The sequence below is a fragment of the Mycobacteroides abscessus ATCC 19977 genome, from assembly GCF_000069185.1.
In the GTDB taxonomy this organism is placed as follows: domain Bacteria; phylum Actinomycetota; class Actinomycetes; order Mycobacteriales; family Mycobacteriaceae; genus Mycobacterium; species Mycobacterium abscessus.
Window position 1 is genome coordinate 356053 of sequence record NC_010397.1, and the last position, 15602, is coordinate 371654.

The 15602-nt window shown below is 65.2% G+C and carries 16 protein-coding genes; 10 read left to right on the forward strand and 6 right to left on the reverse strand.

The features are described from left to right. The first annotated feature begins 6 nt into the window (after positions 1-6). Genes MAB_RS01960 through MAB_RS01970 form a run of 3 tightly spaced genes read left to right on the forward strand, consistent with a single transcriptional unit; the run spans position 7 to position 2301 of the window. On the forward strand, positions 7-933 hold the full coding sequence (locus MAB_RS01960; protein ID WP_005112989.1) for a PfkB family carbohydrate kinase: 927 nt from the start codon (positions 7-9) through the stop codon (positions 931-933). 60 nt (positions 934-993) lie between these two features. After that, positions 994-1656, forward strand: coding sequence for a sensor domain-containing protein (locus tag MAB_RS01965; protein ID WP_005113855.1), 663 nt, complete (start codon positions 994-996; stop codon positions 1654-1656). A gap of 18 nt (positions 1657-1674) precedes the next feature. Continuing rightward, positions 1675-2301, forward strand: coding sequence for a sensor domain-containing protein (locus tag MAB_RS01970; protein WP_005087004.1), 627 nt, complete (start codon positions 1675-1677; stop codon positions 2299-2301). Here the strand turns inward: MAB_RS01970 and nagA are convergent. Genes nagA through MAB_RS01990 form a run of 4 tightly spaced genes read right to left on the reverse strand, consistent with a single transcriptional unit; the run spans position 2298 to position 6499 of the window. After that, on the reverse strand, positions 2298-3176 hold the full coding sequence (gene nagA / locus MAB_RS01975; protein ID WP_005113857.1) for an N-acetylglucosamine-6-phosphate deacetylase: 879 nt from the start codon (positions 3174-3176) through the stop codon (positions 2298-2300). The two genes, MAB_RS01970 and nagA, sit on opposite strands and share 4 nt — an antisense overlap. 1 nt (position 3177) lies before the next feature. Then, on the reverse strand, positions 3178-4191 hold the full coding sequence (locus MAB_RS01980) for an SIS domain-containing protein (RefSeq protein WP_005092074.1): 1014 nt from the start codon (positions 4189-4191) through the stop codon (positions 3178-3180). Between the two features lie 14 nt (positions 4192-4205). Further along, on the reverse strand, positions 4206-5120 hold the full coding sequence (locus MAB_RS01985) for an N-acetylglucosamine kinase (protein ID WP_005112992.1): 915 nt from the start codon (positions 5118-5120) through the stop codon (positions 4206-4208). After that, positions 5105-6499: a sugar porter family MFS transporter gene (locus MAB_RS01990; protein ID WP_005112993.1), complete on the reverse strand. Its 1395-nt coding sequence runs from the start codon at positions 6497-6499 to the stop codon at positions 5105-5107. Before MAB_RS01990 ends, MAB_RS01985 begins: the two co-directional genes overlap by 16 nt. A gap of 42 nt (positions 6500-6541) precedes the next feature. Between MAB_RS01990 and MAB_RS01995 the strand changes: the two genes are divergently transcribed. Then, positions 6542-7429 (forward strand): LLM class F420-dependent oxidoreductase, encoded by an 888-nt coding sequence (locus MAB_RS01995; protein ID WP_005112994.1) that lies wholly within the window; start codon positions 6542-6544, stop codon positions 7427-7429. Here the strand turns inward: MAB_RS01995 and MAB_RS02000 are convergent. Continuing rightward, positions 7398-7838, reverse strand: coding sequence for a nuclear transport factor 2 family protein (locus MAB_RS02000; RefSeq protein ID WP_005112995.1), 441 nt, complete (start codon positions 7836-7838; stop codon positions 7398-7400). The two genes, MAB_RS01995 and MAB_RS02000, sit on opposite strands and share 32 nt — an antisense overlap. A gap of 59 nt (positions 7839-7897) precedes the next feature. Between MAB_RS02000 and MAB_RS02005 the strand changes: the two genes are divergently transcribed. From MAB_RS02005 to egtE, 6 genes are read left to right on the forward strand one after another with little or no spacing between them, the layout of a single operon-like run. Beyond that, positions 7898-8677 (forward strand): SDR family NAD(P)-dependent oxidoreductase, encoded by a 780-nt coding sequence (locus MAB_RS02005; RefSeq protein ID WP_005063198.1) that lies wholly within the window; start codon positions 7898-7900, stop codon positions 8675-8677. A gap of 35 nt (positions 8678-8712) precedes the next feature. Then, positions 8713-9963, forward strand: coding sequence for an ergothioneine biosynthesis glutamate--cysteine ligase EgtA (gene egtA / locus MAB_RS02010; protein ID WP_005112996.1), 1251 nt, complete (start codon positions 8713-8715; stop codon positions 9961-9963). Continuing rightward, on the forward strand, positions 9960-11243 hold the full coding sequence (gene egtB, locus MAB_RS02015) for an ergothioneine biosynthesis protein EgtB (RefSeq protein ID WP_005086989.1): 1284 nt from the start codon (positions 9960-9962) through the stop codon (positions 11241-11243). The genes egtA and egtB overlap by 4 nt, the downstream gene beginning before the upstream one ends. Before the next feature lies 1 nt (position 11244). Continuing rightward, the gene (egtC, locus tag MAB_RS02020) at positions 11245-11925 is read left to right on the forward strand and encodes an ergothioneine biosynthesis protein EgtC (protein WP_005086987.1); all 681 of its coding nucleotides are present in this window, start codon (positions 11245-11247) and stop codon (positions 11923-11925) included. 14 nt (positions 11926-11939) lie between these two features. Further along, positions 11940-12890: an L-histidine N(alpha)-methyltransferase gene (gene egtD / locus MAB_RS02025; RefSeq protein ID WP_005083580.1), complete on the forward strand. Its 951-nt coding sequence runs from the start codon at positions 11940-11942 to the stop codon at positions 12888-12890. Then, entirely contained in the window at positions 12887-13969 is a 1083-nt protein-coding gene (gene egtE / locus MAB_RS02030) for an ergothioneine biosynthesis PLP-dependent enzyme EgtE (protein ID WP_005112999.1), read from the forward strand. The genes egtD and egtE overlap by 4 nt, the downstream gene beginning before the upstream one ends. Positions 13970-14021: 52 nt before the next feature. Here the strand turns inward: egtE and MAB_RS02035 are convergent, their stop codons facing one another. Continuing rightward, the gene (locus tag MAB_RS02035; RefSeq protein ID WP_005083578.1) at positions 14022-15497 is read right to left on the reverse strand and encodes a glutamate-cysteine ligase family protein; all 1476 of its coding nucleotides are present in this window, start codon (positions 15495-15497) and stop codon (positions 14022-14024) included. Positions 15498-15602 lie beyond the last annotated feature (105 nt).

Below are 15602 nucleotides of genomic sequence, written 5' to 3' on the forward strand. Positions count from 1 at the left end.
GGACGGGTGGCCGATGGAGGCGGCATCCTTGTCTGTGGCGAGACGCTCGTCGATCTGGTCCCGGTTGCCGGCGGGTTGCGGCGCCCGGTACCCGGTGGCGGTCCGTATAACACCGCGATCGCGGCGGCGAAGCTGGGTGCGCCGACCGCTCTGCTCACCCATGTGTCCCACGACGCGTTCGGTAGTCGGTGCGTGCAGGACCTTGCCGCGGCGGGAGTCGATGAGTCATTGGTGATGCGCCATGACGTTCCGACGACATTGGCCGTTGCCGACGTCGACGAACACGGAGCCGCCCGTTACCTGTTCTATTGGCAGGGAACTTCCAATGATGTTGCGATCCAATCGTTTCCAGATCCGGTGCGGACTCCGGTGGCAATCTGGGCGGGTTCGATCGCCAGCGTGCTCTGGCGTGAACGTGACGAACTGCGCGCGTGGATCGCCCGGCACTACGCGGACATCCCGCTCACATTCGATGTGAACGTTCGCCCCGCGCTCATCTCGCACCGGCAGACCTATGCCGCACGGATCGTTCCGTGGCTCTCCGTGGCGCGTGTGGCACGCGCCAGCACCGACGACTTGGAGTTCCTATATCCGGGTGTATCGGTGCGGGACGCGGTAAACGCTTGGCTCGATGCGTACCCGCGCATCGAGATCGCGGTGATCACCTGCGGTGCGGCGGGATCGCTGGCCTTCCGCAGGGGTGAACCGTCGCCCCTGCGTATCGCCGCCCACAAGGTCAGTGTCGTCGACACCGTCGGCGCCGGTGACACTTACACCGGCGCCTTCCTTGACGGGTTCTATCGGCATCGGCTCGATCTGCCCGAGGCTCTGCGTCGTGCGGCGGTGGCCGCGGCCATCACCTGCACCCGCCCCGGGGCACAGCCGCCCGATGCCACGGAGCTGGCCAACGAGCTGCGCCGTGTGACGTCCTAGGGTTCAATACACAGGAATCGGAGGGCCGATGCGAGGGGGCGAGGGGGCGAGGGGGAAGGTATGCGATCGGTGATGGGGGCATTGTCGGTGGCGCTGGGTGTCATGACCCCGGCCACCGCCACCGCCGACCCTTCGTCCAACGTGCCGCCCGCGGCCATCGACCGCCTCATGTTCAGTCAGCGGGAAGCTGAGCGGGTGATGGGCGCCGGGCTGCCCAATGTGCAACGGCAGAGCGCCACCTTCGCCTTGGACACCGATCGGCCGGACTGTGGGAGCGTCGTGTTGGCCTCGGTGTCGAGCTACGACCGGTCGCCCTACATGGCAGCCCACTCGCAGGCGCTCTGGGATCACCCGGGCTGGTTCACCCTGGTTGATCAAAGCGTGGCGGTCTTCAGCACCGACCAAGAAGCCCGCGGCTTCACGCGCAGTGAGGCCGATCGTTGGCGCACGTGCGAAAACCAGACGATCAATGTCTCCGAGCAGGCGGTCGACGGCTCCGTGTTGCAAGCAACGGTGGACATCCGGGACATCACCCAGGTCGACAATGTGCTGGCTGTCAGCTACGGAAGGAACGATTCGGCGTACGCCTTCTGCCAGCATGTGCTGCTCGGCGAACGCAATGTTGCCATCGATATCCGCACGTGTTCAACGGTTTCCAAGAGTGACGGGGAGCGGGCGTTCGAATTGATGAAGATCGTGGGTCCGCGGGTGTGGGAGGCATAGGCCATGAGAATGTCGGCAATGACGATCGTGCTGTCGGCGGCATTGGCTTGTGCCGCACCTGCTTTGGCTGAGCAAGGCTCGCCGATACCGCCCGCCGCGATCGACGATCTGATGGTCACACCGGATGAGGCGTCCTCGGTGATGAAGACGGGCTTTCCGGTGGTTGATCGGTTCAACGCGCTCTCGGCCCTCACGACGGACAGGCCGGACTGTGGCAGCGTGGTGCTGCCGTCGGTGGCCACCTACGACCGCGGGCCATACATGGCCGCGCACCAGCAGTACCTACAGGACAGCGCTCCCTGGAACGTCCAGCTTGCCCAGAGCATCGCTGTTTTCCCCACGGACGATGAGGCCCGCGACTTCGCGTCCACGGAGATGGACATGTGGTTGAAGTGTTCGAAGCACACCGTGCACGATTCCGCCCAGTGGAGGTACGCGATCGGGTCATTGCATCGGGATGACGACGCGGTAGTTGGTTCCTACGTGATGATCACGAACGATGGTGCGCGTATGTCCTGCTCCCGGCTGCTGGCCAGAGTCCGGAACACCGCCACCGACCTGCGCGCATGCTCGGCCGGACCCGAAAGCTACCAACGTCTGCTGGGGATCGCGAAGATCATCGGCCCCCGCTACGACGCCGCCTAGCAACCCACCGCGCGCCGGGGGTTCACGGATGTTTGACGGGTGGCGATATCGGTTCCTGCCTGCGCCGCCGCGAACCGGTGTAGATCCGCCATGCTCGCGGTGCTGCCCGCGATCGTGCCGTTGGGCAGCCGTGCTTCACCGCCGGCGACGGTAACCGGGAGGTCGCCCAGCTGGTAGGCCCCGTCGGGCATCCCAGCCGCGCACATCGCATCGGTGACAAGAGCGATCCGGTCGGGGCCGACCGCGGCCAGCACCGTGCGGTAGATCGCGGGATGGATGTGCACCCCGTCGGCGATCAGCTCGATGGTCACGTCCGGGCTCTCCAGAAGTGCGGGGATGGGGCCCGGCTCGCGGTGGTGGATCGGCCGCATGGCATTGAACAGGTGGGTGGCCACGGTTGCCCCTGCCGAAATCGCCTGTTGTGTCTGCTCATAGGTGGCATTGGTATGCCCCACGGCGGCCACCACTCCCCGCCCCGAGAGCATTTCGATCGCCGATATCGCGCCCGGCAGCTCGGGTGCGATGGTGACCATCTTGATGTGCCCACCCCCGGCGTCGAGCAGCCGTTCCAGCTCGCCAAGGTCCGGTTCGCGAAGCAGCCGCGGGTCGTGTGCCCCGGCATATTGTGGGGACAGCCAGGGGCCTTCGAGATGAATTCCGGCGATACCCTCTGCTCCGGTCATCTCGGCGAGCACACGCACGGCACGGAGCAGGTCATCGGGAGCCAGGGTGACCAGACTGGCCAGCAAGCCATCGGTGCCGTGTGATCGGTGCCAGGTGGCGGCAACCAGATTGGCCTCGGCGTCGCGTCCGAATGATGCGCCGCCCCCGCCGTGTACGTGCATATCGAAAAATCCGGGAGCGGTCACGGACATTTCACAGTGTCTCGGTTACCTTGGACAAACCTCTTGGCACATCCGGGTTTTCGCCGCGGCCGATCGCCAGCTGCATGGCCAGCAGTTGCAACGGAATGATGGCCAGCATGGGTGAGAGCTCCTCAAGCGTGGGTTCCAGCGTCACGCCCAGGCCCGTCGCCGCCACCGCGTCCGCCGAGCCGATGCAACAGACGTCGGCCCCACGTCCGGCCAGCCTGTGCAGCACGTCGTTCATGGCCCGGCCACCGACGCCGTCGGGCACGATGGCGATCACCGGCACCTGATGGTCGACCATTGCCAGCGGCCCGTGCAGCAGATCAGCCCCTGAGAACGCTTGAGCGGAAAGGTAACTGGTCTCCATCAGCTTGAGGGCAGCCTCGCGGGCAGTCGGATAGGAGTAGCCGCGTCCGGTGGTGACCAAGCGTGAGGCGAATCGGTAGCGAGTCGCCAGCTGTTGGACGACGGCGCTGTGCAGAATTTCTTCGCCACGCTCGGGGAGCAGCGCGGCCGCTGTATTGTCGCGACCGGCCACGTCGGTGAGCAGCAGATACAGCGCCAAGAGCTGCGCGGTGTACGACTTGGTGGCCGCGACAGCGAGTTCGGGTCCGGCCAGTACGTCTATGTGGTGTTCGGCTGCTGTCGCCAACGGGGAGCGCGCGGCGTTGGTTACCGCCACTGTGCACGCGCCTTGCTGGCGCGCCACCGTGAGCGTCTGGACCAGATCCGGTGAGCCGCCGGATTGGCTGACCCCGATGACCAGCACGCCCGAAAGATCCGGCCGTGCACCGTAGGTCGTCATGGTCGACGGCGAGGCCAGGCCCGCGGGGAGCTGCCAGATGATCTCGGTGAGGTACTTTCCGTACAACGCGGCGTGGTCGCTGGTTCCCCGTGCGACGAAGAGCACGAACCGGGGGCTGTACTCGACGATCTTCGCCGCTACCTCCGCTATCGCGGAACGCCCGTCGGAAAGTAGCCGCCCCCATACGGTTGGCTGTTGGCGAATCTCGTCGGCCATGTGCGTGCCCGCGGTCATGCGCTCTCCAATCCCTCGACATCGACCCCGGCCAGGGCCAGTGCTCCGAATACCGGTTCACGTTGCAGCACAGCAACATCCGAAACACCGGAGGTTCTTGTGCGTTCGATGATATCGGCGACCAGTCCGGGTTGGTTGACCAACAGACCACCGCCGAGCACCACCGGCAGCCCGGGCCCCAATCGTAGACAGACACCTTCGATCAGGGCGGCCAAGTCGATGGCTGTTTGCCTAGTGATCACCTGAGCGGCCTTGTCACCGGTGGCGGCGAGATCGAAAACAAGCCCCGCCATCTTGGCCCAATACCGCCGCTCGGAGTGGGCGTAGAAATGGTCGAGTAGTTGTGCGGGTTCGGTGACGCCGCATTCCGCGGCGAATTTCCGGGACAGCGCATCCGGCGCATCGCCCCGGTCGGATAGAGAAAGTGCGTGTCGGACAGCAGATCTGGAAACACCGTAGCCACTGCCGTCGTCCCCGAGGAGGTATCCCCAACCCCCGACGCGTGCCACGGCGCCGTCGGCACGTTTACCCCAGGCCACCGATCCGGTGCCGGATATCACCGCGATGCCGGCCGTCAGGCCGCCCGCGGCCAGGACCAATTGGGTGTCGTGCACGGCCGTGATCTCGGCATCGGGCGCATACGGTCGCAGCAGCCGGATCAGGGTTTGGGCGCCCTCCGCGGTATCCACACCGGCGGATCCGGCGCTCACACGAGAGATATCGCTGCGATTCAGCCGGGAAAAGATATCGGTAAAGACTGCTTTCGCCTGCTCTTCGGTGACCGACTGTAGGTTGGCGCTGCCGGCCAGTGCATCCCCGATCACCCTGCCACCCGCGACGGCCACGGCGCGGGTCTTGGACCCGCCGATGTCGATCCCCACCGTGACGCCGAACTTCACGTCTCGGGCCACGTGCCCCCGCTTTCCCAGAAGTGCCTGATTTCCTCAAGGTTGCGCCCCTTCGTTTCCGGGGCCAGCACGTGTACGAACACCAGAGCCGCCGTCGCGAGCACTCCGAACACACCGAAAGCGACCACGCCGCCGAGAGCGGTTAGCAATGTCAGGAAGTACATGGAGACAACGGCGTTGGCCACCAAATCAGATGTCAGCATGGCGCTGGCACCGTAAGAGCGCAGCCGCGCGGGGAAGCTCTCACCGGCGTACACCCACACCAGAGACCCGAAGCCAAAGGTGAAGCCCACCGCGATGAGCACGATGCCCAGGAACCCGAGGAATGTCAGCAGTCCACCGAACGAGGATCCGCCCACGGCGAAGACGCCCACCAGCAGCGCGTCGGCCACGATCATGATGCCGATTCCGATCATGAGGATGGGCCGACGGCCCATCCGGTCGATGCTCGACATGGATATGAAAACCGCGAGCAGCGCCGCTACCTGGACAAGCGCAGGGAGGCCTAGCTTGGCGAAGTATCCCGACATGCCCATGGCCTCAAAGATCCGTGGTCCGTAGTAGACAACGGCGTTGATACCCGTGATCTGGATGAAGAATCCAAGGCCAACAACGAAAAATGTTGCTCTGCGGTAGGGCGCGGTGACCATCTCCCGCAACCGGGCCCGCACCGACCCGCCGCCCTCGGCCCGCAGTGCCTCGGCGATCTCGTCCAACTCATGGTCGATGTCGACATCCCGATCGACCATGCTCAGGACCTCACGTGCGCGCGCCCGGTCACCGCGCATCATGTACCAGCGGGCGGTATCGGGGAGCTTGAGCAGCGCAATGAGCACCAGCGCCGCCGGTACGGCGGCCAGACCCAGCATCAGCCGCCAACTGCCGGTGGATGACAACGCCCAGGCGATGAGGTAGCCGGCAATGATTCCGGTCACACAGGCCAGCTGATACAGCACCAGCATCGAGCCACGGATCTTGGTGGGGGAGGACTCGGCGACGAAGACGGGTACCACCACAACCGAGACACCCACCGTCAGACCGAGTAGAAACCGTGCGGCCGCAAGGGTGTTCAGGTCGACAGCGAGAGCCGAAAGCAACGAGAAGATGCCAAACGTTGCCGCCACCAAAACCATTGATCGCTTGCGGCCGATCTTGTTGGACAGTGGCCCGCCGATGAGGGCGCCAAAGATCTCTCCGATCACCACCGCGGTGGCGGCCACCTGCTGATCGTGGGTGGAAAGGTGCAGGTCTTCGGTGAGGAACAGCAGCGCACCCGCGATATTGGAGGAGTCGTACCCGTAGATGACCCCGACTGCCGCGGCGGTCACGGCCACCATCACGCCCAAACGCGACGTCGACCGGAGGTCGGTGATCAGGCTCATTTGCGAGATCCTATGGTGACACCTGATGTCAGGAGGCTGCTTGTGAAGATCGGTGTCGTGGCTCCGGTGGAGCTCGGGGTAACCGCGGAGCCCGACAAGATCCTCGAATTCGCGCGTGCCGCAGAGCGGCTGGGGTTCAGTGAGATCTCCGTGGTGGAGCACGCGGTTGTCATCGGAGATACGCAGAGCACGTATCCCTATTCGCCGACCGGACAGTCGCATCTACCCGACGACATTGATATCCCCGATCCGTTGGAGCTGCTGTCCTTTGTCGCGGCCGCTACTACCACCCTGGGATTATCCACCGGCGTACTGGTGCTACCCGATCACCACCCCGTGGTGCTGGCCAAACGTCTGGCCACCCTGGACCGGCTCAGTCGCGGGCGGTTGCGGATCTGCGCGGGCGTCGGATGGATGCGTGAGGAGATCGAGGCGTGCGGCGGTGATTTTGACCGCCGGGGCCGCGCAGCCGACGAAGCCATCGCGGTGATGCGCGCGCTGTGGTCCACCGATGGCCCCACTAGTCACGACGGGGAGTTCTACAGCTTCCGGAACGCCTATTCCTATCCCAAACCGGTTCGACCACAGGGTGTTCCGCTCTACATCGGCGGGCACAGCAAGGCGGCGGCACGACGGGCCGGGCGCCTGGGTAGCGGATTTCAGCCGCTGGGACTGGTTGGCGACGATCTGACCGCCGCGGTGGGCGTGATGCGGGCGGCCGCCGTGGATGCGGGACGCGATCCGCGGGGCCTCGACCTGGTACTGGGCCATGGCCTGCACCGAGTGGACCAGGCGGCGCTGGATCAGGCCGCGCACGCGGGAGCCGGGCGGATGCTGCTCTCGGCCTCTCGACGTGCCACCACCCTGGAGGCGGTTCTCGAGGAGATGGCCGGGTGCGCTACCCGACTCGAACTGGGCGGTCCTCGCTGAAGACCACCACCGGTTCGCGGCGGGTGAAGACCCAACCCGTCGGCCCGCGCTGGTAGTTGTCGAGGTACCGCACCGCCATGGTGTTGTCGCGGTACTCCTTGCCGCGGAGGTAGATGTGATGCGCCATGCAGTACACCTTTCCTGCCGCGGTATCGCTGTCGATGCTCACCGTGTGTTGCCCGATGAGATGGTACGTCGCGTATAGCGGCTTGAGCGCCGCGACAATCGAATCCGCGATGGTCACGCTGCCCCGCACAACTGCCGAATCGCCCGTGCGGAGCAGGGCGGGCGGCCGCACCAACTCGGCATCCGCGGAAAACAGGGCGACCAGAGCATCGACGTCGCGGTCATCGGCCGCAGTGGCATAGCGGGCGACGAGATCTTGGATGGCGAGTCGGTCATCGGTCACGGATACAAAGCCTATGGGCCCTCCAGCTCCCAACCAACCGATCGGTTATGGTGCGGCTCATGGATATCAATGGTGTGTCTGCAATCGTCACGGGTGGCGCCTCAGGTCTTGGTGCCGCAACTGCTCGCCTGCTCGCCGCACAGGGCGCCAAGGTCGTCATCGCCGACGTCCAGGACGAAAAGGGTGAGGCTCTGGCCAAGGAACTCGGTGGCGCCTTCGTGCACACCGACGTCACCAGCGAGGCCGACGGTATTGCTGCCGTCGACGCCGCCAAGGAGCTCGGCCCGGTGCGCGTCCTCATCAACTGCGCGGGCGTCGGCTGGCCCGGCCGCACCATCGGCAAGGACGGCCAGTACGCCTCGGCGCACTCGCTGGACATCTTCTCCAAGGTCATCGGCATCAACTTGATCGGGTCGTTCAACCTGATCCGGCTGGCGGCCACCGCGATCAGCCAGGAAGAGCCGGTCGATGAGTTCGGCGAGCGTGGCGCCATCGTCAACACCGCATCCGTGGCGGCCTTCGACGGCCAGATCGGGCAGGCCGCCTACTCGGCGTCCAAGGGCGGCATCGTCGGCATGACCCTGCCGATTGCCCGCGATCTGTCGGTTGTCGGCATTCGTGTGAACACCATCGCACCCGGTCTCATCGATACCCCGATCTACGGTGAGGGCGAGTCCGCGCAACAGTTCAAGGACCGGCTGGCACCGAACGTGCTGTACCCGCAGCGCCTGGGTAACCCCGAAGAATTCGCCTCGCTGGCTCTGGAGCTGGTCACCAACAGCTACATGAACGCCGAGACAATTCGCATCGACGGTGGGGCCCGGCTCCAGCCGAAGTAGAGCAACTTGTCGGTGGCCTATGGAACATTGGAGAGATGGCCACCACGGCGACGGAGGCTGACACAGGCCGAACCCTGTCGGGGCACGACGAGGCTGCCGAGCACATCGCTCGGCAGGCCTTCGCCGACGCGCAGGTCGGTGCGGTGGGTCTGGAGCTGGAATCTCATACCGTCGAGCTGACTGCTCCGCACCGCAGAATCACCTGGAACCGGTTGCGTGAGGTCGGGGACTCGGTTCCTGACCTGCCCGGGTCCAGTGCGATTACCTTTGAGCCCGGCGGTGCCGTCGAGCTCTCCGGCCCCCCATGTTCCGACGTCTGGTCCGCCATCTCCTCGATGCGGGCCGACCACGAGATCTTGACCGCGGTGTATCGCGGTGCCGGGATCGCGCTCGCCAGTTTGGGCACCGACCCGCTGCGCAGACCCGAGCGCGTGAATCCCGGAGCCCGGTATGTGGCGATGGAGAGGCATTTCGGCGCCGCCGGATATGGCGAGACCGCGCTGCAGATGATGACCTGCACGGCGTCACTGCAGGTCAATGTGCAATCCGGGACTCCGCGCCAGTGGCGGGACAGGTTTGTCCTGGCGCAGCGGATCGGTCCGACGATGGCGGCGCTATCGGCATCCTCACCGATGCTCACCGGTCGCCCTACCGGTCGCCGGAACACCCGGCAATGGATCTGGGACAACTTGGATCCGCGGCGCTGCGCCCCCGTCGAGATCGGTGTCGACCCCACCGAATCCTGGGTCGAATATGCCCTGCGGGCGCCGGTTATGTTGGTGCGAAACAAGGATGGCGCCGACGCGGTTGTCACCCGTGTGCCCTTCCAATCCTGGGTCGACGGGACTATGCCGCTTGCGGGACGCGCCCCGACGACCGAAGACCTCGACTACCACCTGACCACATTGTTTCCCCCGGTACGGCCGCGCCGCTGGTTGGAACTGCGCTATCTGGACGCCGCACCGGACTGGTGGTGGCCCGCCCTGGCGTTTACGGCGGTCGCCGCGTTGGATGATCCGCAGGTCGCGGATATTGCGGCGGAGATAGCAGAACCGGTGGGCAACGCATGGGGCGTGGCCGCACGAATCGGCCTGGAGGATCCTGCCCTGCACGCCGCCGCGCACAGACTGGTGTCGGCCGCGTGCGCGGTGGCGCCGCCCGAGTTGGCCACCGACATGGAGTTCTTGCTCGAACGAGTCGAGCAAGGTCGATGTCCGGCAGATGATTTCATCGACAATGTCACAGAATACGGTGTGGAGAAGGCCTTTTCGGGGGCAATCGGATGAGTCGTGATGAGTTGGCGCGCGACCTTGAGGCGGCGCGGATGCGGACGCTGACGATTACCGACCACGACGACGCCGAGTTGCATCGCCAATACGACCCGCTGATGAGTCCGTTGGTGTGGGACTTGGCGCATATCGGGCAGCAAGAAGAGCTGTGGCTGCTGCGCGGCGGAGATCCCCGCAGGCCGGGGATGCTGCCCGGTGAGATCGAGTCTCTGTATGACGCATTCCGTCATACCCGGGCCAGCAGAGTGCAGCTACCGCTGTTGTCGCCGGCGCAGGCGCGCGCCTTCTGTCATGAGGTACGGGGCCGGGTCTTGGACAGGCTTGAGGCGCTGCCTTCCGACGGTTCGGCCCGGGCAGAAGAGTTCGTGTACGCGATGGTGCTGAGCCATGAACACCAACATGACGAAACTATGATGCAGGCCTTATCGATTCGCCATGGGGCCGCGCTGCTGGAGGCCGTCGACCCGGTGCCGCCGGGGCGGCCCGGTGTCGCGGGAACCTCGGTGCTGGTACCGGAGGGGCCGTTCGTGCTGGGCGTCGACGCCGTTGACGAGCCGTTCTCGCTGGACAACGAACGGCCGGCACATGTGGTGCATCTCAGGGGTTTCCGCATCGGCACGGTCCCGGTAACCAATGCCGAGTGGTTGGCATTCATGGCAGACGGCGGATATCGCCGTCAGGAACTTTGGACCGAGATCGGGTGGGCGCATCGGTGTGCCGAAGCACTGACGGCGCCCAAGTTCTGGAACCAAGGCGGCACGCTCACCCGTTTCGGGCGCGAGCTACAGATCGTGCCCGACGAACCGGTACAACATGTCACCTTTCACGAGGCGCAGGCCTACGCATCCTGGGCCGGGGCCCGGTTGCCGACAGAGGCCGAGTGGGAGAAGGCGTGCGTGTGGGATCCGGAAATCGGTGCACGACGGCGGTTTCCGTGGGGTGCGGAGGCCCCGGCCCGTGATCGGGCCAATCTCGGCGGCGGTGCGCTGGGGCCGGCGCCGGTAGGTGCGTATCCGGAGTCCGCATCGGCCTATGGTGCTGAACAGATGCTCGGCGATGTGTGGGAGTGGACGACGTCCCCGCTGCGGCCGTGGCCTGGATTCACCCCGATGATCTATCAGCAATACAGCGAACCGTTTTTTGACGGTGACTACCGTGTGCTGCGCGGGGGTTCATGGGCAGTGGCGCGCGAGATCATGCGGCCCAGCTTCCGGAATTGGGATCACCCGGTCCGGCGCCAGATCTTCAGTGGTCTTCGTCTGGCCTGGGATATCTAGCATGTGCCGTCATCTAGGCTGGCTGGGCGCGCCGCGTTCGTTGTCTTCGCTCATGCTTGAGCCCCCGCATGGGCTTGTGGTGCAGTCATATTCACCACGACGCCAGAAACACGGACTGGTGAATGCAGACGGTTGGGGCGCCGGATTCTTCGCCGAAGGTGCGTCTCGCCGGTGGCGTAGCGCACGGCCGCTGTGGGGCGATGCGTCCTTCGCCTCGGTGGCACCGGTACTGCGGAGCGGATGTGTAGTGGCCGCGGTCCGGTCCGCCAGCGTGGGAATGCCCATCGAGGAGACGGCGGCGGCGCCTTTCACGGATGGGACATGGCTCCTGTCGCACAATGGAATAGTCGATCGGGGTGCGGTCGGCGAGGCGTTCGGTGCCGAATCGGTGGTGGACAGTGCGATCCTGGCGGCGCGGATATTCGCCTCGGGTGTGCAAAATCTGGGGGAGACGGTGCGGCAGATCGGCGCCGCGGACCCGGGCGCACGATTGAATATCTTGGCGGCCAACGGAAATGAGTTGGTGGCCACGACATGGGGTGACACCCTGTCGATTCTGGAGGCTGCCGACGGTGTCGTGGTGGCTAGCGAACCGTACGACGACGACCCGTCCTGGGTCGACATCCCGGACCGGCGACTGGTGCGGGTGCGCGATGGGAAGGTGGAAATAGAAGGATTATGACTCCGTTGCCCCCCATGACTCTCGAGAATCACCTGGCCTCCGGTGCGGCCGCAGCGGCGCTGCGGCGCGACGTGCGGCAGGGTTTGACCGCGAAGGCGAAATCGCTTCCTCCTAAATGGTTTTATGACGAGGCAGGTAGCGATCTGTTCGACGAGATCACCCGCCTCCCGGAGTACTATCCGACGCGGACCGAGGCGGGGCTGCTGCGCGCCCACGCCGCAGATATCGCGGCGGCGTGCGGTGCCGACACCCTGGTCGAGCTGGGCAGCGGCACCTCCGAGAAGACGCGGATGCTGCTGGATGCGTTGGACCCCAACACGTTCATACCGTTCGATGTGGATTCCGGGGTATTGAGGGCGGCGGGTGATGCGTTGGTCGCGGAGTATCCGGGGATGAGTGTGCGGGCTGTCTGCGGCGACTTCGAGAAGGATCTCGCGCGCATACCGCGGGAGGGGCGGCGCCTGGTGGCTTTTCTCGGATCGACGATAGGGAATCTGACTGCAGAACCACGGGCGCGCTTCCTGGCGGACGTCGCGGCGACACTGCAATCCGGTGAGATGCTGCTGTTGGGAACGGATTTGGTCAAGGACGCGGAGCGGCTGGTACGCGCCTACGACGACAGCGCGGGTGTGACCGCCGCCTTCAACCGAAACGTGCTGGCGGTGATCAACCGCGAACTGGACGCCGACTTTGATCTGGACGCGTTCGATCATGTGGCGCGGTGGAACGGCGACGAAGAACGGATGGAGATGTGGTTGCGCTCGGTACGCGATCAGCGGATCACCATCGAAGCTCTGGATTTGTCGGTAGATTTCGAGGCGGGGGAGATGATGCTGACCGAGGTGTCCTGTAAGTTCCGGCGCGAGGGTGTGGCGCGCGAACTGGCCGCCGCGGGCCTGCGACAGACACATTGGTGGACCGACGATGCCGATGATTTCGGGCTGTCGCTTGCGGTGAAGGAATGAGCCTGCGCGACCGGTGGCGGCACGCCCGTCCGCCGGTGCTGGGTGTACACCTCGATTCGGCTGCCTGCTCGCGCCAGAGTATCGAGACTCTTCGTGCGGTGGCCCAGCACGCCGAGCATGAGGCGCAGATCGGCGGATACGTCGCGCAGGAGGCGGCGACACCGGTTCTGGAGGCGGGGCGTGCCGCGGTCCGTCAGCTGACGGGTATGCCCGAGGCTCACGTGCAGTTCACCACCGGAGCGGCCGACGCACTGCGTACACTGTTGCAGGCCTGGCCCGCCGATTCCGGGCGGGTAGTTGCCTGCCTGCCGGGGGAATTCGGTCCGAATCTGATGATCATGAACCACTTTGGATTCACCCCGGTGTGGCTGCCGGTCGACGGGGATGGCCGGGCCGATGTCGACGGGATCGAGGTGTTTCTTCGGCACGAGAAGATCGACCTGCTGCATCTCACCGTCGTGGGCAGCCACCGCGGCACCGTACAGCCTGCCGCCGAGGTGGTGGCGCTGGCGCGCGCGGCCGGGGTGCCCGTCGTCGTCGACGCCGCACAGGCCCTGGGGCATATCGACTGCACGTATGGGGCGGATGCCATGTATGCACCGTCGCGTAAATGGTTGGCGGGTCCGCGCGGGGTCGGTGTGCTTGCGGTCAATCCTGTTCTTGAGCACCTGCTTCCGCAGTGGGCGGGCCATGTCGAGGCGCATGTCGCGGGCTGGGTGGGATTGTCGGTCGCGGTCGGCCAGCATTTGGCCGCGGGCCCGGGGCAGATTCAGGGGGCTTTGGCCGAACGCGGACGAGCGGCCCGAAAGATACTGGGGGAGTTGAAGGATTGGCGCGTCATCGAATCCGTCGACGAGCCCAGCGCCATCACCACGCTGGAGCCCGTCGGGGACATCGACGTTATTGCCGTGCGGGCGCGTCTTATCGAGGAACACGCGATCGTGACCACGGGGGCCGAGATGGTACGTGCACCGTTCGAGATGACCAAGCCGGTGCTGCGGGTCAGTCCGCACGTCGATGGGACCGACGAGGAGCTGGAACTGCTGGCAGGGGTGCTTGCCTCAGCTCGTCGAGTGTGACGGCACGCAGAGGATCTGGCCGAAATGTCTGCGTGGGGTTACATTCGCGTTGTTAGATCAGCTCCCAGGTGTGTACCGGTTCGTTGGAATGCATGTGCGCGCAATACTTCCGGAGCATCTCGGTGAGAGCTTGTTTGCGGTTCAGTCCGCGCCTCTCCAATGCGCTGACCGTCCGCGTCTGCCACGCGGCGCCGTTGATGCCCGACTTCGCACGTGCCTCGATGACGCCGAGATAGCGGTCACGCACTTGCGGCGCCACTCCCCAGCGCCGCAACCCCTCATGAGCCATCGGCAGCAGGTATCGCAGCGTCAATTCGTCGGCGGTGATCTCACCAACTCCGGGCCAGTAGAGCTTGGCCGACGTGCCGTGCCGCGCTCCTGACAGGAAATTGTCATGTGCGGCACTGAAAGTCATCTTTGTCCACACCGGGCGGTCATCCTCGGACAGCGACCGCAGCGCGCCGTAATAGAACGCGGCATTGGCCATCACATCGATCACCGATGGCCCGGCGGGTAGCACCCGATTTTCCACACGCAGATGCGGGGTGCCGTTGACCACGTCGTAGATCGGCCGGTTCCACCGATAGACGGTTCCGTTGTGCAGCCGCAGCTCCTGAAGCCGGGGCGCCCGCCCGGCCGCGAGTTCGGCGACAGGGTCCTCGTCGGAGATCTCGGGTAGCAGCGACGGGAAATAGAGGACGTTCTCTTCGAAGAGGTCGAAGATCGAGGTGATCCAGCGCTCGCCGAACCACACCCGCGGCCGTACTCCCTGCACCTTGAGCTCCTGTGGCCGGGTGTCGGTGGATTGGGTGAAAAGCTCGATACGCGTCTCGGCCCACAAGGACTTGCCGAAGAAGAACGGAGAGTTGGCAGCCAGCGCCAGCTGCGGCCCCGCCAGTGCCTGGGCGGCATTCCAATTGGCGGCAAAGTCGTCGGGCGCCACCTGCAGGTGCAGCTGAATGCTGGTGCACGCCGATTCCGGGGCTATGGACGGTGACCTGACGCTGAGCCGCTCCGTGCCGGCGATGTCGATTTGCATGTCCTCACCGCGGGCGGAGAACACGGCATCGTTCAGTGCCCGATACCGGGAGGAGGGGCTCATCCATGCGCCATCGAGATTTTCGGGCATCACCGTCGGCAGGATCCCGATCATCACGATATGCGCGCCGCGCTCACCGGCCCGCTGCTCGGCGGCGTTGAGGCTGGCCCGCACGTCCTCCTCAAGTTCGAGGGCCGCCGAACCCGGCAGGGCGCGGGGCGGCACATTCATCTCGATGTTGTAGGCGCCCAGCTCCGTTTGAAAGGCGGGGTCGGCGATCGAGGCGAGTACCTCGGTGTTCGTCATCGCGGGCTGATAATTGCCGTCTACGAGGTTGAACTCGATTTCCAAGCCGGTCAACGGCCGCTCGAAGTCAAACCGGGACTCGGCGAGCATCGTCTCGAACACGTCCAGACAGTTCTGCACCTTGGTGCGATAGGCCCGGCGGTGCTCACCGGTGAACTGGGTGCGCGCCACTTCGTCGCCCATGGTCATATTCTTCCCCAACCGGCGGCGTGCACCGGGTGGTTTGCTCGCACCCGGCCTCGAGGATTAGCCGAAAAAAGGTTGAAAAACATGGAACCGAATCAGCAG